Raw genomic sequence first — 19,134 nt, 5'->3', positions numbered from 1 at the left:
CATTTGTTATTTCCATATTTGGTCTGCTTACCGCCACAGCTGCTCTTTTTCTCATCAAAAGTGGAGGACAAAAAAGTTTTCAATGTAGAGGGAAAATATACTGTTCGGAAATGACGTCCTGTGCAGAAGCAAAATTTTACTTGCGTAACTGTCCTGGTGTGAAAATAGATGGAGATTACGACGGAATCCCCTGTGAAAAACAGTGGTGCAATTAAAACAGGATTTTTCCGCAGGAGAACAAAATAAAGTGATGATCCCGAGCAGTGCCGTCACTGCTTGGATCAACGATTTCATTATGACTCGTTCTAATTCCCATATCATCCAATCAGCGATAGTCGGAACATCCAACTCTCCTGAAAGTCAAGTGGTTCAAACCTCCATTTTATTGACTTTTCGATACGGGAAATCGGTTGCAGCTCCCTTGGAAGTGGTTATTATATGTCAGAATATATAGGAAAACATCTGGTCAATCTCCCTGTTTTCTCCTGGAACTTGAATTCGTGAGTATTTGACGGGTTACAAGTGGTTTTTTTACCTGCTTGATTTCAGGTGAGATGGTACCATTGCACAAATTCAAAGATAAGGAGTATATTATGTACGAAACAACAGGACAAATGACAATTGCCCAGGCAAGGCAACAGGCGTCTACGCTTTTTCTCGCAAAGGTATTCAACTGGATGGCAGCCGGTCTTGGAATTACCGGACTGGTAGCGTATTTTACCGCATCCACCGGCCTGGCCATGACAATCATCGGCAGCCCGCTTTTTTTCATCCTGGTTCTCGCGGAACTGGGGATGGTCTTCTACCTTTCAGCCCGCATCGGGAAGATACAGGCCTCAACAGCATCGAGCCTGTTTATCGGCTACTCCGTTCTCAACGGTCTTACATTGTCTGTCATCTTCCTGGCCTATACCAGCTCTTCCATTGCCGGAACATTTTTTATAACAGCCGGAATGTTCGGAGCCATGGCTGTTTACGGACTGGTCACTAAGCGGGACCTGTCAGGCTGGGGGTCTTTTCTTTTCATGGGGCTTATTGGTATAATCATTGCTTCGATCGTCAATATCTTCCTGAAAAGCTCCGGAATGGCCTGGATGATTTCCATCCTTGGAGTCTTTATTTTCACTGGGCTGACCGCCTATGATGTGCAGAAAATAAAGAGAATCGGAGAAGAAGGAATTATGAGTCAGGGGATGGAAATGATAAAGAAAGGGGCCATCATGGGTGCACTCACATTGTACCTTGATTTCATCAATCTCTTCCTCATGCTGCTCCGCTTTTTTGGAGGCAGCAGGGACTGATAGAACCCCTTATCATAAATGTAGTCAAAAAAAAGGTCGAAGAGCTGAAACTCTTCGACCTTTGATTTTTCTGGTGCCCCCGGCACGATTCGAACGTGCGGCACCAGGATTAGGAATCCTGTGCTCTATCCCCTGAGCTACGGGGGCATCATGCAGTTTTTGAAAGCGAAATAATACCCAAGTTATTTTAAACCGCAATGGTTTTTCTGTGTTTCCCCACTCTCATATTCGTACAATATTATTTTTTCAAGTAAAAACAGTTAGATCAACGACTCACCATCTTCAATTATTTTTCCGGAAAAATCCGCAAGATTTACGGTGGAATGGATTGCACAGTTTCTGCCGATACGCAGCTCCGCGGGAATATGCGTTCCCTTCCCAACAAGAGTAATTCCGGAATAGAGATGATCCGGATTAAGTTTGTTGGCTACCGCGTGATTTCTGCCACAACCGATTTCTGCGTCTTTCTCTACACAAACCCTTTTATCAAGAATTGCATAATCAATTTTTGCACCTTTTTTTACTACACAATCCGAAAAAATTACGGAATTTCTCACCACGGCACCCTCTTCCACCACTACTCCCGGGGCAAGAACTGACTGTTGGACATCACCCCTGATAGTACTTCCGGCTGAAATAAGAGAAGAATGGACCTTGGCCCTGGAACCAAACCTGGCGGGAGGACGATCAGCAAACCGGTTTCCAGCTTCTATATTTGTTCTGATATTCCAATCGTGTGGAGAAATACCACTGTTTTTTCGAATAACATCCATATTCGCTTCCCAGTAGGCCTGTACAGTGCCCACATCCCTCCAGTATCCATAAAACGGATAGGCAAAAACATTATCCTCCCTGATAGCTCTGGGCAGGATATCCATACCAAAATCCAATTCCAGCGAGTTGCGGGAAAGAGTATCCAGCAGATAATCATAGTCAAAAACATATATTCCCATGGATGCCAGGTTCGTCTTCGGTTCCTTCGGTTTTTCCTCCCAGTCTATAATTCTGTCATCCCTGTCTGTAATACCGGCCCCGAACTGATGTATTTCACTCTTTGAAACCACCATCATGGCAATGGTTACATCCGCATTTTTGGCCCGATGAAATTCTATCATGGCATCAAAATCCATATGATAGATATGATCACCGGACAGAATAACGACTTCTTTCGCGGGATTGGCACGAATAAAATCAAGATTCCTGCGTACAGCATCAGCCGTTCCCCTGTACCAGTCTGATTCGAGTTCCCCCGTACGAGGAGGAAGAATTTTAACTCCCCGTCCTCTGCCTGTAAAATCCCATGGTTCTCCATGACTCAAATGATCCATCAGGGAGAGTGGCTTATACTGGGTCAGAACTCCCACTTTCTGCAAGCCCGAGTTCATGACATTGCTCAGGCTGAAATCTATAATTCTATAGATTCCGGCAAAGGGAACAGCTGGTTTTGCACGTTTCTGCACAAGTATATTCAAGCGACTGCCTACACCACCGGCAAGCAGGAGGACCAGAGCTTCCTTTGCCTTTCTCATTTCAGCACCTCCCCGGGCCTCACATATTCCGGCCACTTTCCTTTCCTGCGCGGATGCACAACTGCACCTGCGCCAATCCGGATATTGTCAGGCACTTCATTATTCCAGCCAATAACAGTGATCTCCTCTGCAACAGAGCCTGTCTTTGCACCAATATTCGCACCGGCACCGAAACTGGTGTTCACATCACTGACAACTGTATTCAAGCGGCAGTTTTCCCCAATTGAATTATCGAAAAAAAGAACTGAATTTTCCACGACTGCACCCTGCCGAACATGAACTCCAGGAAAGAGAATAGAATTTCGTACACTTCCTGCTACCTTGCAGCCGTTATAGAGTAAACTGTTCTGCACAACAGCATTTTCTTCGAGCAGAGCAGGTTCCTGATCCCTGATACCCCTGTGATCCATATTCGTCCTGAACACCCACTTTTCAAGATCAATACGGGGATCAGGCCCGAGAAGATCCATGTTTGACTGCCAGAATTCATTGATTGTCCGGGTATACCCCCAATATCCATTGAACTTATAACCATATACCTTGTAATTTCCATCAAGCAGCATGGGGATAATATCGCGACCGAAATGGTATGATTCCCCGGTCTGGTTTTCCTCCAGGGCACGACAGAGAACGTCGGTATTAAAACAGAGAATTGTCATGGATGCCCACCTTGATTGGGGGTTGACGGCTTTTCGTCATAGGCCGTAACCCTGCCTCCCCGATCTCCATCCTCATCGTCAAGGGAAGCAATGCCGAAACGGTGGGCCGTTTCCAGCGGAACCGGGGTAAAGGCCACGGTCAGGTCCGCACCCTTTTCATAGTGGTAGTCAATCAACTCCTGATAATCCATTTTATATATGTGATCTCCCGACAGAATCAAAACCTCTTCAGGATCATGATGTTGTATGAAATCCATATTTTTATAGACCGCATCCGCAGATCCTCGATACCAGTCAGTTGCCTCCATTCCCTGAAAGGGGGGGAGTATGGAAATATGGCGATACCGGCCGATCATGTCCCAGGCAGCTCCAGTACCTATGTGATTTATGAGAGAAAAGCTGCGATATTGACTGAGGATGGCAACCTGCTCAATTCCCGAGTTCATCAGGTTGCTCAATGAGAAATCGATTACACGACCAAATCCCCCGAAAGGGACAGCCGATTTGGGGCGAAAATAGGTCAGGACTCCAAGTTCATCAACCCGACCACCCGCCAGAATCATTGCCAACGTAGTGGGTTTGAGCATTGTTTTGCCTTCCGGTAAAAGTGCTGAAGGAAATTATAACTATTGCTTTCCCTCTGAATATACCCAACCCAACATCTTAGTGCCACTGGGAAATTTTCACCTGAATCCTGCACTTCGGGAATAAAGAAAAATATTTATACTGTATAAACAGATAATTATCATGTCGTAATACGGGCTGTATTGCTCACTATCCGAGTGAGATTGTTTTTTCTTTATTCCCTTGCCCTGCGGGATTTAGGTTTCAAAATTCCCCGGCGGCGACAACTTCAGTAGCTGACAGGAATAATACAGATTAAATATGCCTCATAATAAGTCGTTTCAAAATATCGGATGAAAACTCTTTATCTCCGAGATTTAGATTTTTCAAAGGGACTTCCGCTCTGGCGGCACCCTTATGCCCCCGGCTGATCCCACTTTACCAAATATCTTGTCGGCCAGCTTCCCGGCACTTTTCCGGTACCCGTCACAGCGAAAAATGACAACAAGTTTCTCCCCATGGATCCCGGAAACGAACACCCAATCTATCTCACCGACATGATTAAGAAAATCAGCAACAATGACCAAAACATCAGGGCTTCTGACCCGACCGACGTGACTATAATATCTGCGTTTGGAATATTTCAGCTCAGACAGAGCAATATTAAAATATTTCAGTTCAGAACGCCTGAGATCAGTGAGTTCAAATTTCCTCACCAGATCGCGATTGGCAATATTGAAAAGGTAACGAAAGGATATACCATCGGCAAGAACCGATTTTCGCTCAAAATCCTGGGTATCAACCTTGATTCCGTAGAATAGTGCTGTGGCAAGAGCCACTGAAGGTTTCATCCCCGCCGCCCGAAGGTATTCAACAGCCATGGAGGATGCTGCCCCATATTCCGGACGAATATCGATAAAGGCCGAATCCCAGTCTCCACCTATCGGATGATGATCAATAATGGCATCAATCTCGAGTTTTTCAAAACAGGGCAGGTGGTTTGGCTGGGAATCAACCATCACCTTTTTACTGAACTCGTTCGGTTTTATATCCTTTAATCGTACCAGAGGAATTTTCAGCCGCTCAACCATTGCAACATTATTGAGACGCCTGATCTCGTTAGGATGGGCAATGGTAACACATTTTACCCGGTAACGGAGAAGTCGTTTGATTGCCAGGGCAAAAGCCAGAGCATCGGGATCCGCATTGATTATAACCAGAACCTGATCCTCTTTTTCGAAAACATCCCAGAAAGCCTGTAATCGATCCCGAGCTGTATTTTTGTATTTCTGCTTACAAAGTTGTTGAGAATTCAGTCGTTTTCGTTTCCGAGCCATAAATGGTAACAGTGGTATTTCAATAAAAGGTTTTTCCCTCCTGTCCTTTCATCGAACAAAGAGAGTTCTTTTAATTGCATTCAGCAGGCGTCTGAAAACTGTGTCTTTCCTTCAGCCCTTTTCTGAAATGCTTTGAAACGCCAGCCACCTCCTATAGAATTCAGTTCCGCTCAGATCTCCAAACAAGTGCACGGAACAGTTCAGCATTGCCGGACGACTTTTTTCGAAGAAGGCACCAAAAAGTTATACCGCTGAAAAAAGCATTTTACCCGCAATAACTCTGTACAGGCAATGCACGCCAACACCACAACAAGTTCTTATTATACCATATCGTATATTTTAATTGCAAGGTTTTGAAAGGTTCTGGGAAAAGGTAACCTGCTCGAACATATTCAAAGCACAACAATATTCAGGGAACTGAACCGAAACCATAAAACCAGGAAAACGAATATGCCTGAGTAAAAAACAAGGGGCTCTCTCTATAGAACCTGATCATCTTCAATATCATCCCCCACTTGACGCAATGCTGCTATAGTGTTACCTAGTGTTACTGAGTTCGCCCGCATTTCTCATCAGTTCAGGCACTGACCTCTGAAGAACATTGTATTAACCTGACAACAGTACTCCTGCCTGCCCGGAAAAGTAAATTTTTATCCGAGTTTCGGGAGTACAGAAAAAAGGACAGTTTCTTGAGGTATATGTGGACATTTTTTTGTAGAGATACAGGAATCGGGCGAAAAACTGTTCAGGATGGACATCAGGTAAAAAACCGAAATGGATCACCATCGGACGCCCACAACTCGGAAATTTTAAAAAACATATAGCGGAACTTGTCAATATCTGACTCAACAGGCAAAAATCCATGGGAAATATTATAGCCATAGCAGTGGGAGGGGGAATAGGCTCCATATGCAGATACAGCATAGCCATCGGCGCAGCAAGGCTCGCCCCGACCTTTCCCCTGGGAACCTTCCTCGCCAACCTCTTCGGATCACTTTTTATTGGGATTTTCTGGTGTTATTTTGATGAAGTTCATATAAGTCATGAGTTCAGACTGTTTCTGTTTACCGGTTTTCTTGGCGGCTTTACGACCTTTTCCACCTTTTCAAGAGAATGTGTTCAATTTTTTAAAGCAGGAGAACCAATTCAGGCGCTCAGCTATCTCTTCTTAAGCAACATTGCCGGTCTCGGTATGGTTGCCCTCGGTTTCTTTCTCTGCCACAGATTTTTTCGTTTCTAGAGGTTTTTGTGAATCTTCTCAATCGTTATTTATTAAGCCAGTTCATAAGATACTTTTTTACCGTCAACGCCGGCTTTGTATCCATATATCTTCTGGTTGATTTTTTTGAAAAATTTGATGATTTCAGCAATGCCGGCAAGCCCCTTTCGCTGGCTCTCAAATATTTTATCATGACAATTCCATTTATTGTCGACCAACTTGGACCGGTTCTTATCCTGCTTTCCGGAGTTATCAGCCTTGGAATCCTGAATCACAGCAATGAACTGACTGCCTTAAAGGCCGGCGGAATTCCCCTGCGTCTCATCATTCGTCCGTTTCTTGTCGGAGCCGTGCTCTTTACCCTGCTCTTTGTTGCCGCGGCAGAATGGTTGCTTCCCTACACCAATGCTACTACCAATAATATCTGGTACGAACAGTTAAAAGGCAAAGTCCCCTTGGGTATTCTTCGAAAAAACCGCTACTACTACAAAGGAGAACACGGTTTTTATTCCTTTGGATGGCCAAATACAAAAAATTTGGTTTTCACGAATTTTTCCTATTCGGAATGGGATGAGAATTATAACATCAAAGAGCTGGTAACTGCTGAATTTGCTGACTGGTCTCTCAAAAAAAACCTGTGGATATTAAAGCATGGGCAGATCCAGGAGCGGGAGGGGGAAAATTACAAAATAACCAATTTTGAAATAAAACAGATCATACTCCGGGAACAGCCTGAGGATTTTCTTGTACCTGAAAATAAATCTGCAGAGCTCTCACTCACGGAACTTTATATGGAAATTGACCGGGCAGAGGTGGAATACCAGAAAAGAGCAGCAACTGCGACCTTTTATGGTCGCATATCATACATGCTCCTGGGCATCCCGCTGCTCCTCCTTGGCCTACCCATCCTACTGATATCATATAGAAAGTGGGGAAGAGATCTCTCAGTTGCCATCCCTGCAAGCTGCGGCCTTGCCTTTGTTGCCTGGGGAGCATGGGGAGCCCTGCAATCCCTTGCCATCGCCGGATATGTTTCACCCCTGGTGGCCGCTACCAGTATCCATATACTTTTTTCCTTAGCCGGTTTTATCCTGCTGGTAAAAAATGACAGGTAGCCCGCATTTCTCATAAACATTGAGTAAATCCAGCCAAATGCCCCCGGCCCTCACTTAAAGTGAACCGGGGGAATGATCTTTTACTTATCTGTTATTTTTCGATTCCCAGAAGCTCAACTTCAAAAACAAGAACGGAATTAGGCTGAATCAAAGGAGCAACGCCTCTCTCCCCATAGGCCAATTCCGATGGAATAACCAGACGGTATTTTGAACCAACATTCATAAGCTGCAAGGCTTCACTCCAGCCTTTAATTACCTGACCGACCTCGAAAACCACCGGCTCCCCACGCTTTTTTGAATTGTCAAATTCCCGACCGTTGATAAGTTTGCCAACATAGTCAACCTTGACCCTGTCTCCCGCCTTCGGTTTTTTTCCTTTCCCCTGGGTCAGTACCTCATACTGCAAACCGCTTTTTGTGACGGTCACACCTTCTTTGCTGCTGTTTTTCTCCAGGTAGGCAGCACCTTCTTTCTTATTTTTTTCCAACATAGCGGCGAGTTTCTCTTTTTGCCGCCCTTCCATTTCCTTGGCAAATTTCTTCTGCACTGCCACCATCTCCTCCCGGGTAAGAAGCGGTTTTGTTCCATCATAGGCATCAGTTATGCCTTTGAGCAGAAGATCCTTCCGGATGTCGTCTCCAGCTCCTTTGAAATAATTACCAACCTCAAATCCCATGCTGTAACTGAGCTGTTCCTTAAAACTCAGGGATTTCATCTTTTTCTCGGCCTGTCCTGCACCAAATGAAACCACCGGAACCACCAGACATACCCCCAACAGCATTGAAACCACTTTCTTTTTCATCAATTTTTCCTCATGTAAAGATCGTATGAAACGATCAGTTTTCAGGATATCACTACAAGTGTAATCCCGCGATTTTTCCGATTCAGATTTCTGTTACCTGCCATCTGGGGATACCGGTGCAGAAGAAATTTGACAGGCCCGGATTTCCTGGTAAAATCCTCCCCCGCAATGACATCCCGTATCAGCCCTTTTTCCTTATAAAAAGCAAGACTCTTTCGACATTCAGAACGAATCACTCCACCCCGCCCACTGGAACCATAGCCATGGATGAAAGTGACGATGTTAACATTATTCTTAACGGCCTCCTCAATGGCACCTTCCATCCTGCGCAAAGCCACTTCCAGAAGAGGACGACCCTTTTCGAGATTTACCGTTTTATGAACAAACTCCCTGCCCATGCCAGAACCATCACCGGTCTGCCTGGCACCACAAAATCTGCAGGTTATCGAGGAACCGGGGATATCATTACCACAAACCTGACAGACAACCATATTCTTATCCGAAACAGAAATGACCAGACAGCTGACGTACTACAGCCGTCGGACTGAAATAACGGAGGACAGTTGCCTGAGATGCTGCAGAAGAACATTGAGGTGTTCCAGGTTTTTCACCTCCAGGGAAATTTTTGCCTCTGCCAGATCCGCCGGTGTAGTATGGGCAGACATATTCACGATATTCACATCGTCGTGGCTTATGGCAGCACTGATTTCCGCAAAGATTCCACGCTTATTCTCCGCCGTAACATGTATATCAACCTTGAACTGCTTTTCCGCAATACCTGTCCAGGACACATCCAGCCAACGCTTCGGGTCAGACTTCAGCAGGTTCACACAGTCTGCCCTGTGAACGGAAACCCCCCGGCCCATTGTAATAAAACCTACAATAAGATCACCGGGAACCGGTTGACAGCATTGGCTGATTTTTACAAGCATGCCATCTACACCGTCAATACGGACACCCGATTTTTCATCTTTGCTCTGACCCGCAGGTTGACTGACAAGAAGGGTCGCCAGTTCCTCAGGTGACAGCTCTGTTGCAGTCGGTTCCGGTTCACGGCGAAGCTCTGGAGGGAGAAGTGCCTTGACCAGATTCTGCACCGTAATGGAACCACTGCCCACTTTGACCAGCATATCATCCAGGGAGTTACAGCGCAGTTCTTTTAAAAGCAACTTGATATGCCCGCTTTTTATCATCTTTTTCAGGGTGGTATCGTGCTTTTTAACCTCCCTCTCACAAATCTCTCTCCCCAGTTTCAGGGCCTTTTCCTTTTCCTCTTTTCTGAGCCACGAACGTATTCTGGACCTGGCCCTGCTCGTTTTTACGAGATCGAGCCATCCACGCCGGGGAACCTGGCTTGGCGAAGTTATTATTTCTACAATATCTCCACTCTGCAGATTGTACTTCAGGGGAACCTGGCGGCCATTCACCTTGGCACCCGCACAATGGTCTCCAACCTCCGTATGAATTGAATAGGCAAAATCAATGGGACAACTCCCCAGGGGAAATTCCTTCACTTCGCCAGTCGGCGTCAGGGCATAGACATCAGGGTCGTATAATTCACCTTTGACACTGTCAAGAAACTCACGGGGATCTTCAACATCCTGCAACGAAGAAACCAGTTTTTTCAGTTCACGAAACAGCTTTGCATCCCTCGGTGAAATTTTCTGACCCTCTTTATATGCCCAGTGAGCGGCAACACCTTCCTGGGCCACCCTGTCCATTTCTTCCGTTCGGATCTGGATCTCAATAAAATGATCACGGGGTCCTTTGACGGTAGTGTGCATTGACTGGTAGTTATTGGCCTTGGGAACAGATATAAAATCCTTTATCCGCCCGGGAACCGGTGCCCAGTTGGCATGCACAACACCCAGTGCTTCATAGCATTCCTTCACGGTATGGGTGATAATCCTGAAGGCAACTTTATCATACACCCGATCAAGCGTAATATTCTGGACAACCAGTTTTTTATAAATTGAATACAGATGCTTTGGTCGCCCGATAATTCGTGCTGGTCTGATATTACTTTCCCGCAGTTTTTCCTTGAGGATTCGTATAACCTCATCAACATATCGCTGCCGTTCATCCAGAGAGCTTTCCAACTTGGTGGACAGCTCATAATATTCTTCGGGATAAAGAAATTTAAAAGCGTGATCCTCCAGTTCCCGTTTGAGCCAGTCAATTCCCAATCTACTGGCCAGAGGGGCATATAGATCCATGGTTTCCCGGGCAATTTCAAGCTGCTGCTCCCTGTCAACCATATCCAGGAGAAACATATCAACCAGACGGTCAACCAGTTTCACCAGGAGAACGCGGATATCCTTGGCAATTGCCAACAGCATTTTCCTGATATTCTCAGCCTGGTTAGCAATCCTGCTGTTATAACGAACCTTGGTTATCCGGGTTGATCCTTCAACTATGGATGCAACATCGTGACCGAATTTCTTTTCAAGCTCGGCAACAGTTACCCCTTCCTTCAGGACACCATGGAGCATACCGGCAAGAATCGTATGCAGATCAAGGTGCATGGAGGCCAGGGTCGAAGCCACTTCAAGGACATGAAAGAGGTATGTTTCCCCCGAAAAATGGTGTTTTCCCCGGTGAATTTTATTGATAATTTCCCATGCATCGTCAATGGGAGTCAGATCGACACCGTGCAGGTAACTGGCAGCCAGAACCTTTAATCCCTGGGGATGAACTGTTGGTGATTGTTGTGACATTGTCAGATAATCTGTATCTCAGCGGCTTTTAAAAAAGAGGAAATTTATTCCATGCTGTTCATGGAATATCCTGATTATGAATAATCCGTTTTCAACTCCGCACTGATCCTTGTACAGAGCTTTTCAACGACATCTTCCGGCCGAAGTTCCTCCACCTCACCGGTACGACGCTCCCGAACCTCCACCAGTCCCTTGCCAACAAAACTCTTTCCCACTGTGACACGGAAAGGAATCCCGAGCAGATCAGCATCCTTGAATTTGGCACCGGGGCGTTCGTCCCTGTCATCCAGAATGACTTCCACTCCCTTTTCCTGCAGTTCCCTGTAGAGTTTTTCCGCCATCCCGCTTATCGCTTCGTCCTTCAGACCGAGATTCAGAACAATGACCTGATACGGAGCAAGAGGAACAGGAAATATAATACCGTTCTCATCATGGTTTTGTTCAATAGCCGCGGCTACGACCCTGCTGACTCCAACCCCGTAACAACCCATTACAAATGGTTTTTCCACACCATCACTATCCTGGAAGGTGGCCTGCATTGACTCGGAATAACCTGTTCCAAGTTTAAAGATATGCCCCACCTCAATACCCTCTGTCAGTTCAAGCCTGCCCCCGCATTCAGGACAGGGATCACTGGTGGTAATCTGCCTGAGATCCGCCACATTTTCTACCTGAAAATCCCTGCCTGGATTCACATTTCTCATGTGGTAGTTTTTTTCATTCCCGCCCACATAAAAATTGACCATGGCCGCCACTTCCTGGTCTGCGACAATTCTCAGAGACAAACCCACGGGACCGAGATAACCGGTCGGGACACCCGTGGCTTCAAAAACCTGTCTGTCATCAGCCATTTTCACTTCAGCAACCCCGAGGAGATTCTTCAACTTCACCTCTTCCACTTCCCTGTCACCCCTGACCAGGACTGCAATCGGTTCTCCATCGGCGAGAAATACAAGAGTTTTAACCAACTGGTTGGGTTCTATCTGCAAAAAGTCACAGACCGCAGCAACTTTTCGCTTGCCGACTGTTTCAATTTTTTCCAGCTCGGCAGGGACTTCCGTGATCTTTTCATCCTCCAGAATAACGGCAGCTTTTTCCATATTGGCGGCATACTCACAGTCCTGACAGATAACAATGGTGTCCTCACCGGTACTGGCCAACACCATGAATTCATGCGAGAAATTCCCACCAATGGCACCTGAATCCGCCTGTACCGCACGGAATTCGAGGCCGCAGCGGGTAAAAATCCGTTTGTACGCTTCAAACATTTTCAGGTAGCTGATTTCCGCATCCCTGTCACTGACATCGAAAGAATAGGCATCCTTCATGACAAACTCGCGTCCCCGCATCAGACCAAACCGGGGTCGAATCTCATCTCTGAACTTTGTCTGAATCTGATAAAGGTTAATGGGCAGATCCCGATAGGAATGCAGTTCTTTTCTGATAATATCAGTGATAACTTCCTCATGGGTTGGCCCGAGGCACGATTCCCGGTCATGGCGGTCATGAAAACGCAGCAGCTCCGGCCCATATTTTTCATATCTTCCCGTTTCTCTCCAGAGGTCAGCGGGTTGTACCATCGGCATCAGCAACTCCTGCGCTCCAGCCCTGTTCATCTCTTCCCGGACAATATTTTCAACCTTGCGGATTGCAGCCAGACCATAAGGGAGATAAGAATAGACCCCTGATGTCAATTTCCGCATAAATCCTGCACGAAGCATCAACCTGTGACTTACAACTTCCGCTTCTGCGGGAGTCTCCTTGAGAGTTGGCAGTAATGCCTGAGAATAACGCATATCTTAATCCTGTCCCATACGGTTTATCTGAAAATCCTGCGACAATGTTTTACCGCAGTAGGATTTTCATTTTTTTTTTAAGCTGAACCTACTGCCCGACCTTACTGACCAGTGCCTGACCGGAAATGAGATCTTTATTCCAGTTCAGGTAAGCTTAGACTCCGGGCTACCTTGAAAAATTGCCTTTTCATCACGTTTCTACCTGTGCTCAATCTCCATCTCAGCCAGTTCTTTCATAAAGACATCGAGCAAATCCTCTTCAGCTACTTTCTTCCAGATTTTACCTTTTTTAAAAATAATACCAACACCATTTCCACCGGCAACCCCTATATCCGCTTCACGGGCCTCTCCGGGACCATTGACCACACATCCCATTACAGCAACTTTGAGCGGTTTTTCCATGGTCTGGACATATCGCTCCACTTTTTCTGCAAGACTAAACAGATCAATCCGGGTGCGGCCACAGGTGGGACAGGAAATCAGCTCCGGTCCCCGCTCACGAATTTTCAGGGAGCGCAGCAGCTCAAAACCAACCCGAACCTCTTCAACGGGATCTCTTGTGAGAGAAATACGAAAGGTATCTCCTATCCCTTTACTGAGGAGATTTCCCAGGGCAACAGATGATTTGACAGTACCAGCTATGAGTCCGCCTGCCTCCGTCACCCCCAGATGGAGAGGGTAGTCCGTTACAGCCGAAAGGTTTGTATATCCGTTTATGGTAGTGAGGACGTCCGCCGATTTTATTGAAATCTTGATATCGTACAATCCATATTTTTCCAGTAACCTGACATTCTGCAGGGCACTTTCAATCAGCGCATCACTGTTTTCAGGAGTCGGATAACCATATTGTTTCAACAATTCCCTGGAGATTGACCCACTGTTGACACCAACCCGGACGGGGATCTGATGTCTGCGGGCGGCGGTGACCACCAACTCAACCTTTTCTTCACCACCAAGATTTCCCGGATTAATCCGAATACCATGCGCACCATTTTCCATGGAAGCAACCGCCAGTCTCCAGTCAAAGTGAATATCCGCAATCAATGGGATAGAGATACTGTCACGTATTGTACGAATTGCTGCCGCTGCTTCCAGATCTGGAACAGCCACCCTGATAATCTCGCAACCGGCCGCTTCCAACCTGTGTATCTGGGCCACAGTTGCTGCAACATCGCCTGTATCGGTATTGGTCATCGACTGAACGGAAATGGGACTGTCCCCACCGATCTCCACATTACCGAGCCGGATTTTCCTGGTTCTTCTCCGCAGGATCATAATTTACTGTTTCCTTTCCCGTCTGCCCTTTTTTTATAACTGGTCACAGGTTTTGTAACTTTGTGTTTTCATCTACATTAATCTTGTAAGTGATCAGGGGTGCCGTAGATTCGTGCAGGCGTGACTGCCCGCTATAGCCCCTCTATGCGAGCAGTCGCGACCGTGCGAATATGCGGTGCCCCTGATCACTTACTTTTTTTATAAGAAGGTGATGGTGGCAGCATCTGTTTCTTTTTTATCAAGTTCAGTTCGGCATCAGACGCACGCACATACATGGGAGTTGCCTCCCCGCTGTTCAGGATTTCACCTGCGTTCAGTTTTTCTCCAGCCAGAAACCCAAGGGATTCAGCCATGGGAATATTAAGACTGGCCGATGCGAATGTGACCATGTCGCCGCAGTTCGATTTCCAGATTTCACCATAAATTCCCAGTGCATCTCCAACCAAAACAACGGGTTCCTGAAAATAATCACATAGCACCCCGGGAGTAACTACCACAGGAGCACCTTCTGCAACTGTCAAACCGCTGCTGTCGGTACGATACAGCGCTGCATAGACCTCTTTTTTCCTGGCATCCATGACGGCACAGATAAAAGGGGCCGGAGCACATCCAGAGGCCAACCCTTCCAGGGTGGAAACGCCTATCATCGGCTTGTCAGCCGCCAATGCCAACCCTTTGGCCGTAGCCATGCCAATTCGCAGTCCTGTAAAACTGCCAGGTCCGAGACTCACACAGAGCGCCCTGATATCGGCCCAGGTTATGTCTGTTTCCTTCATAAGACGATCAATCAGAGGAAGCAGCCGTCTGGAATGAGTCGTTCTCCCAGTAAAACGCAGGGAACCCACAACCCTGCCCGCACTCCTCGTTCCTTCGGTAAGTGCAACAGCGGTACAGACCGTAGATGTATCAATAGATAGGATCAAGAGATCACTCCATGGCCAGGGAACTACCTGCTGAACAATCTGGCAATATCATTATAAAACACGAAAATCATCAATGTCCCCAGGATACCAATTCCCACCTGCTGGGCGAATATCTGTGCTTTTTCATTGAGCGGTTTCTTCATAATTCCCTCGTAGGAGAGAAACACCAGATGACCACCATCAAGCACGGGGATCGGTAGAAGGTTCAGAAAGCCGAGATTGACACTGAGAAGTCCCATAAAGTACACAAGGTTCAACCAGCCTGCCTTCATCTGCTCCCCGGCGATCTGAGCAATAAGGATTGGTCCCCCCAGCTCAGATGCAGGTATGACCCGCTGAAATATTTTTACAAAACCCATAACAGTCAGAGAAATATACATCCATGTTTGGGCAAAACTGCTTTTAACTGCCTCCCACACCCCCACCTTTTCATAGGTCAGTTCATCGGCCTTGACGATTCCGATCATAAACCGTTTTTCAACCTCCTCGCCGAACATGTCCTTCACGCTGTCGATCCTGGGAACAATTGTTAAAACAACCATTCTCCCCCCCTCTCCAGCTTGACTTCGACTTCCCTGCCTTCACTGGATTTCACACCAGTAAGCACATCCATCCAGCTGCCCGCGCGGTGACCATTTATTTCACGAATAATATCACCTGCCAACACCCCGGCTTTTTCGGCAGGGCTCCCCGCTGTAACTTTGCCGATACGTGTAGTATCCACTGAAGTCGGCAACCCGACAAGGGCAAAAACCATGAAAAAAAGAAATATTGAAAAAAGAAAATTAAAAAGCGGCCCGGCCAAAACAATCAGGAATCGCTGCCATACCTTTTTATGGGCAAAAGAGCGGCTTTTCTCTTCTTCATCAATCTCCTGTTCGTCGGGATTTTCACCAAACATTTTTACAAATCCCCCAAGGGAAAGGCGGATATAACATATTCCGTTTCACCAATGGTTTTCCCAACGAGCCTGGGACCAAATCCAAGGGAAAATTTCAACACGCGAACCCGAAACAGCTTGGCAAAAAGAAAATGCCCCAGTTCATGGACAAAGATCAGCAGACCAAGAACAAGAATAAAGGAAAAAAAAGTATTCATAACTGAAATAACCACTCACTTATAGTTTTACTACGGTTCTGAAGAACACACGGAATACGTGGGACAACAGCGTTGTTTTTTACTGTATAAACCGGGCTGCTTCCCTGCGGGCGAGAAAATCTGCCCGAAGAATATCCTCCAGGCTGTCTTCACTGCCTTCCTGAACAATATCCATTGTTCGCGCAACTGTCTCTGTAATTTCAGGAAAAGATATCCTGGACTGAAGAAAAGCTTCCACTGCCACCTCGTTCGCCGCATTCAGGACAGCCGGGGAAACTCCACCGATTTCAAGGGCGGTAAAGGCCAGCTTCAGTGCTGGAAAACTGGTATGATCCGGTTCAATAAACTCCAGGTTTGCGCATTGAGAAAGTTTCAGGGAGTTGAGTTCAAGCTCCAGCCTCTCGGGATAGGAAAGGGCATAGGCAATAGGAATTCTCATATCCGGGATGCCGAGCTGAGCTATCTGTGAGCCATCTTTAAATTCCACCAGGGAATGAATTATTGACTGTGGATGAACGACTACCTCAATATTTTCAGCTTCAATATCAAATAACCATCTGGCTTCGATCACCTCCAATCCCTTGTTCATGAGAGTGGCGGAATCAATGGATATCTTTCTTCCCATTTCCCAGTTTGGGTGATTCAATGCCTCCTTCAAGGTAACGACCTCTAGCTCTTTTTCACCCTTTCCACGAAACGGACCACCTGAAGCAGTCAGGATAATCTTCTGCAGATCTTTCTTCCGACCGGCTTCCAACGCCTGAAAGATGGCTGAATGCTCTGAGTCCACCGGAAGCATGGCAACATTTTTACGCCTGACCGCCTCCATAACAATCTTGCCGCCCATCACCAGGGTCTCCTTGTTGGCAAGACCTATGTCTTTCCCCGCCTCAATTGCGGCAAGTGTCGGCAATAGTCCTGCAGCTCCAACTATGGCGGAAACCGTCATATCTGCCGTATCATGGGCTGCAACCAGCTGGTTCCCTTCATCACCGACAACAATACGGTCGGCATATTCTGCAGGAAGTAATTTCTGAAGTTTTCCGGCATTCTCCTCACTGCCGATTGACAGCAACTCCGGCTGGAATTCCAGGACCTGCTCTGCAAGGAGTTTAATATTTTCTCCGGCAGCAAGGGCAGAAATTCTGAATCTGTCAGGGAAATGCCTGATAACTTCCAGAACATTTACACCAATGGAACCAGTGGAACCCAGAAGAGATATTGATTTCATCAGGCCCCGTGAAAACAAGAAAATAATACATGGCAGGTACGGCAAAAAGCAGAGAATCAATCCGGTCCAGGATCCCGCCATGCCCCGCAAGAAGGGTACCGGAATCTTTTGTGTTCGTCCCGCGCTTAATAATAGATTCGGCAAGGTCCCCGGCGATCCCGACACCTCCAACCACCAGTGCCGCTGCTGCAATAAAAAGATAATTCTTTTCCGGAAGGAGCAACCAGGAAAAAAACAATCCACCGCAAACAGCAAGAAACAGCCCTCCCGCGGCCCCTTCAACGGTTTTGTTCGGGCTTATATGGGGTGACATTTTGCGTTTTCCCACAGCCCCACCGATAAAATAAGCTCCACTGTCGGAACAGGCAGTAATCGAGGTAACAATAATCAGCCAGCTGGCCCCATTATCAAGTTGACGTAGAAGGACAAGATGAGCACCAAGAAAGCCGATATAGATCAGCCCGAAAATCAGCCGCGAATAGAGTTGATAGCTGTCATGGAGAAACCGATACCTTGAAATAACAAAGAATGTGAGGAGAAAAAACGAACTGAAAATCGTGACAGCTAACGATTCGGCTCCAGGAAACAGGCTCACTCCAAGAACAGGAAGAAAGAGAATACTGTCAAGAAACCATTTCGTGAATGTTTCCAATTCACGACCTGCTGCCATTTTCAGGTATTCATCACAACCGATGAAAAGCATGACACAGACAACCGTATTAAATAATAGTATCGACCCCTTTAACAGTAAGATAAGCCAGAAAGCAGCCAGCAGAATTCCGGGTACAATACGTTTCATAATTTAACCTGTCTGTACCTGTTCTCCAGTACGTCCGAATCTTCGTTCACGGGATTGATATTCTCTGAGCGCTTGCATAAACACATCTTTCCTGAAATCCGGCCACATAATATCTGTAAAAACTATTTCAGCATAGGAAAGCTGCCAGAGGAGGAAATTGGACAGCCGGGCCTCCCCGCCAGTCCGGATAAGCAGGTCAGGGTCGGGTAAACCGGCAGTATCAAGGTGATTGCTGATCACCGTATCTGTAATGGATTCTACGCTTCGTTCCCCAGCAAGACACTGGTCGGCCAGATTTCTGACCGCCCTTACAATCTCATCCCTGCCTCCATAACTGAGTGCAAGATTCAGAATCAATTTGGAATTACCGGATGTTGCTGCAATCGTATCCTCAAGGGACACCTTCACCTGGCTTGGGAGTTTATTTCTGTCTCCGATGGAAACGAGCCGGATGTCGTTTTTCTGCATTCGTGGAAGCTCAGCTTCGAGATATCTTTTCAGAATGGACATCAACCCACTCACTTCCTGGGACGGCCTCTTCCAGTTTTCAGATGAAAAAGCATATAGGGTAAGGACTTCAATACCAATTTCCCTTGATGCAGCAACAATATCGCGAACTGAATCAGCACCGGCCTTATGTCCAAACAACCTGGGCTTTTTCTTGCTCTGTGCCCAGCGACCATTCCCGTCCATTATAATAGCCACATGCCTCGGGAGACGGTCCAGGTCGACCAAATCAGAAGAAACCATAATTGTAACTCTTCATTGA

The 19,134-nt window shown here is 46.6% G+C and carries 17 protein-coding genes, 1 tRNA gene and 3 pseudogenes; 4 read left to right on the top strand and 17 right to left on the bottom strand.

Annotation, left to right across the window (positions count from 1 at the left end; translation table 11 throughout):
* Positions 1-14: 14 nt before the first annotated feature.
* Positions 15-215: pseudogene (locus LO777_RS20890) on the top strand (excalibur calcium-binding domain-containing protein); the annotation flags it as partial.
* Between the two features lie 378 nt (positions 216-593).
* Positions 594-1,301 carry a Bax inhibitor-1/YccA family protein gene (locus tag LO777_RS02605; protein WP_228856011.1) on the top strand — a complete coding sequence of 236 codons (708 nt, stop codon included), beginning with the start codon at positions 594-596 and terminating at the stop codon, positions 1,299-1,301.
* 71 nt (positions 1,302-1,372) lie between these two features.
* Here LO777_RS02605 and LO777_RS02600 read toward each other — a convergent pair.
* From LO777_RS02600 to LO777_RS02580, 5 genes and pseudogenes are all read right to left on the bottom strand, one after another.
* Positions 1,373-1,448, bottom strand: a tRNA-Arg gene (locus LO777_RS02600).
* A gap of 113 nt (positions 1,449-1,561) precedes the next feature.
* Positions 1,562-2,830, bottom strand: a complete 1,269-nt coding sequence (locus LO777_RS02595) for a glucose-1-phosphate adenylyltransferase family protein (RefSeq protein WP_228856010.1) — start codon at positions 2,828-2,830, stop codon at positions 1,562-1,564.
* Complete coding sequence (locus LO777_RS21365; protein ID WP_456237674.1) at positions 2,827-3,240, bottom strand: GlgC family sugar phosphate nucleotidyltransferase; 414 nt, start codon at positions 3,238-3,240, stop codon at positions 2,827-2,829. The genes LO777_RS02595 and LO777_RS21365 overlap by 4 nt, the downstream gene beginning before the upstream one ends.
* A 111-nt stretch (positions 3,241-3,351) precedes the next feature.
* A pseudogene (locus LO777_RS21360) lies at positions 3,352-4,052 on the bottom strand (glucose-1-phosphate adenylyltransferase family protein); the annotation flags it as partial.
* Positions 4,053-4,439: 387 nt separating this feature from the next.
* Positions 4,440-5,390 (bottom strand): DHH family phosphoesterase, encoded by a 951-nt coding sequence (locus tag LO777_RS02580; protein WP_228856007.1) that lies wholly within the window; start codon positions 5,388-5,390, stop codon positions 4,440-4,442.
* Between the two features lie 862 nt (positions 5,391-6,252).
* Between LO777_RS02580 and crcB the strand changes: the two genes are divergently transcribed.
* Together crcB and LO777_RS02570 are read left to right on the top strand one after the other, a co-directional pair.
* Positions 6,253-6,630: a fluoride efflux transporter CrcB gene (crcB, locus tag LO777_RS02575; RefSeq protein WP_228856006.1), complete on the top strand. Its 378-nt coding sequence runs from the start codon at positions 6,253-6,255 to the stop codon at positions 6,628-6,630.
* Positions 6,631-6,638: 8 nt separating this feature from the next.
* Positions 6,639-7,724, top strand: coding sequence for an LptF/LptG family permease (locus LO777_RS02570; RefSeq protein WP_228856005.1), 1,086 nt, complete (start codon positions 6,639-6,641; stop codon positions 7,722-7,724).
* 91 nt (positions 7,725-7,815) lie between these two features.
* On the opposite strand, the gene LO777_RS19925 is transcribed toward LO777_RS02570, so the two are convergent.
* The 12 genes and pseudogenes from LO777_RS19925 to LO777_RS02505 form a co-directional block, all read right to left on the bottom strand.
* The gene (locus LO777_RS19925; protein WP_329955645.1) at positions 7,816-8,526 is read right to left on the bottom strand and encodes an FKBP-type peptidyl-prolyl cis-trans isomerase; all 711 of its coding nucleotides are present in this window, start codon (positions 8,524-8,526) and stop codon (positions 7,816-7,818) included.
* A gap of 41 nt (positions 8,527-8,567) precedes the next feature.
* Positions 8,568-9,017 (bottom strand): Smr/MutS family protein, encoded by a 450-nt coding sequence (locus LO777_RS02555; protein ID WP_228856004.1) that lies wholly within the window; start codon positions 9,015-9,017, stop codon positions 8,568-8,570.
* 39 nt (positions 9,018-9,056) lie between these two features.
* Positions 9,057-11,243 (bottom strand): RelA/SpoT family protein, encoded by a 2,187-nt coding sequence (locus tag LO777_RS02550; protein ID WP_228856003.1) that lies wholly within the window; start codon positions 11,241-11,243, stop codon positions 9,057-9,059.
* A 74-nt stretch (positions 11,244-11,317) separates the two neighbouring features.
* Positions 11,318-13,039, bottom strand: coding sequence for a proline--tRNA ligase (locus LO777_RS02545; protein ID WP_228856002.1), 1,722 nt, complete (start codon positions 13,037-13,039; stop codon positions 11,318-11,320).
* A gap of 198 nt (positions 13,040-13,237) precedes the next feature.
* Positions 13,238-14,314, bottom strand: coding sequence for a flavodoxin-dependent (E)-4-hydroxy-3-methylbut-2-enyl-diphosphate synthase (gene ispG, locus LO777_RS02540; RefSeq protein ID WP_228856001.1), 1,077 nt, complete (start codon positions 14,312-14,314; stop codon positions 13,238-13,240).
* 185 nt (positions 14,315-14,499) lie between these two features.
* Complete coding sequence (gene tsaB / locus LO777_RS02535) at positions 14,500-15,237, bottom strand: tRNA (adenosine(37)-N6)-threonylcarbamoyltransferase complex dimerization subunit type 1 TsaB (RefSeq protein ID WP_228856000.1); 738 nt, start codon at positions 15,235-15,237, stop codon at positions 14,500-14,502.
* Positions 15,238-15,260: 23 nt separating this feature from the next.
* Entirely contained in the window at positions 15,261-15,779 is a 519-nt protein-coding gene (locus LO777_RS02530; protein WP_228855999.1) for a site-2 protease family protein, read from the bottom strand.
* Positions 15,767-15,904: a hypothetical protein gene (locus LO777_RS20345; protein ID WP_329955710.1), complete on the bottom strand. Its 138-nt coding sequence runs from the start codon at positions 15,902-15,904 to the stop codon at positions 15,767-15,769. The genes LO777_RS02530 and LO777_RS20345 overlap by 13 nt, the downstream gene beginning before the upstream one ends.
* Positions 15,905-15,964: 60 nt before the next feature.
* A pseudogene (locus tag LO777_RS02520) lies at positions 15,965-16,335 on the bottom strand (site-2 protease family protein); the annotation flags it as partial.
* A 79-nt stretch (positions 16,336-16,414) separates the two neighbouring features.
* Positions 16,415-17,566 (bottom strand): 1-deoxy-D-xylulose-5-phosphate reductoisomerase, encoded by a 1,152-nt coding sequence (locus LO777_RS02515; protein WP_228855998.1) that lies wholly within the window; start codon positions 17,564-17,566, stop codon positions 16,415-16,417.
* Positions 17,490-18,365, bottom strand: coding sequence for a phosphatidate cytidylyltransferase (locus LO777_RS02510; RefSeq protein ID WP_228855997.1), 876 nt, complete (start codon positions 18,363-18,365; stop codon positions 17,490-17,492). Before LO777_RS02510 ends, LO777_RS02515 begins: the two co-directional genes overlap by 77 nt.
* Before the next feature lie 3 nt (positions 18,366-18,368).
* Positions 18,369-19,115: an isoprenyl transferase gene (locus tag LO777_RS02505; protein ID WP_228855996.1), complete on the bottom strand. Its 747-nt coding sequence runs from the start codon at positions 19,113-19,115 to the stop codon at positions 18,369-18,371.
* Positions 19,116-19,134: the final 19 nt, after the last annotated feature.

Origin of the sequence: Desulfomarina profundi, from assembly GCF_019703855.1 — a bacterium.
Lineage (GTDB): Bacteria > Desulfobacterota > Desulfobulbia > Desulfobulbales > Desulfocapsaceae > Desulfomarina > Desulfomarina profundi.
Note: the sequence above shows the minus strand (reverse complement) of the source record. Positions and strands in the feature narration are given on the sequence as shown.

Excerpts from the sequence above, each read along its gene's own strand:
- LO777_RS02595 (WP_228856010.1), bottom strand. The coding sequence starts at position 2,830 with ATGAGAAAGGCAAAGGAAGCTCTGGTCCTCCTGCTTGCCGGTGGTGTA.
- LO777_RS02510 (WP_228855997.1), bottom strand. The coding sequence starts at position 18,365 with ATGAAACGTATTGTACCCGGAATTCTGCTGGCTGCTTTCTGGCTTATC.
- LO777_RS02515 (WP_228855998.1), bottom strand. The coding sequence starts at position 17,566 with ATGAAATCAATATCTCTTCTGGGTTCCACTGGTTCCATTGGTGTAAAT.
- LO777_RS02545 (WP_228856002.1), bottom strand. The coding sequence starts at position 13,039 with ATGCGTTATTCTCAGGCATTACTGCCAACTCTCAAGGAGACTCCCGCA.
- crcB (WP_228856006.1), top strand. The coding sequence starts at position 6,253 with ATGGGAAATATTATAGCCATAGCAGTGGGAGGGGGAATAGGCTCCATA.
- LO777_RS02605 (WP_228856011.1), top strand. The coding sequence starts at position 594 with ATGTACGAAACAACAGGACAAATGACAATTGCCCAGGCAAGGCAACAG.
- LO777_RS02555 (WP_228856004.1), bottom strand. The coding sequence starts at position 9,017 with ATGGTTGTCTGTCAGGTTTGTGGTAATGATATCCCCGGTTCCTCGATA.
- LO777_RS02530 (WP_228855999.1), bottom strand. The coding sequence starts at position 15,779 with ATGGTTGTTTTAACAATTGTTCCCAGGATCGACAGCGTGAAGGACATG.
- LO777_RS21365 (WP_456237674.1), bottom strand. The coding sequence starts at position 3,240 with ATGGATCACAGGGGTATCAGGGATCAGGAACCTGCTCTGCTCGAAGAA.
- LO777_RS02580 (WP_228856007.1), bottom strand. The coding sequence starts at position 5,390 with ATGGCTCGGAAACGAAAACGACTGAATTCTCAACAACTTTGTAAGCAG.
- LO777_RS19925 (WP_329955645.1), bottom strand. The coding sequence starts at position 8,526 with ATGAAAAAGAAAGTGGTTTCAATGCTGTTGGGGGTATGTCTGGTGGTT.
- LO777_RS02550 (WP_228856003.1), bottom strand. The coding sequence starts at position 11,243 with ATGTCACAACAATCACCAACAGTTCATCCCCAGGGATTAAAGGTTCTG.
- LO777_RS02505 (WP_228855996.1), bottom strand. The coding sequence starts at position 19,115 with ATGGTTTCTTCTGATTTGGTCGACCTGGACCGTCTCCCGAGGCATGTG.
- ispG (WP_228856001.1), bottom strand. The coding sequence starts at position 14,314 with ATGATCCTGCGGAGAAGAACCAGGAAAATCCGGCTCGGTAATGTGGAG.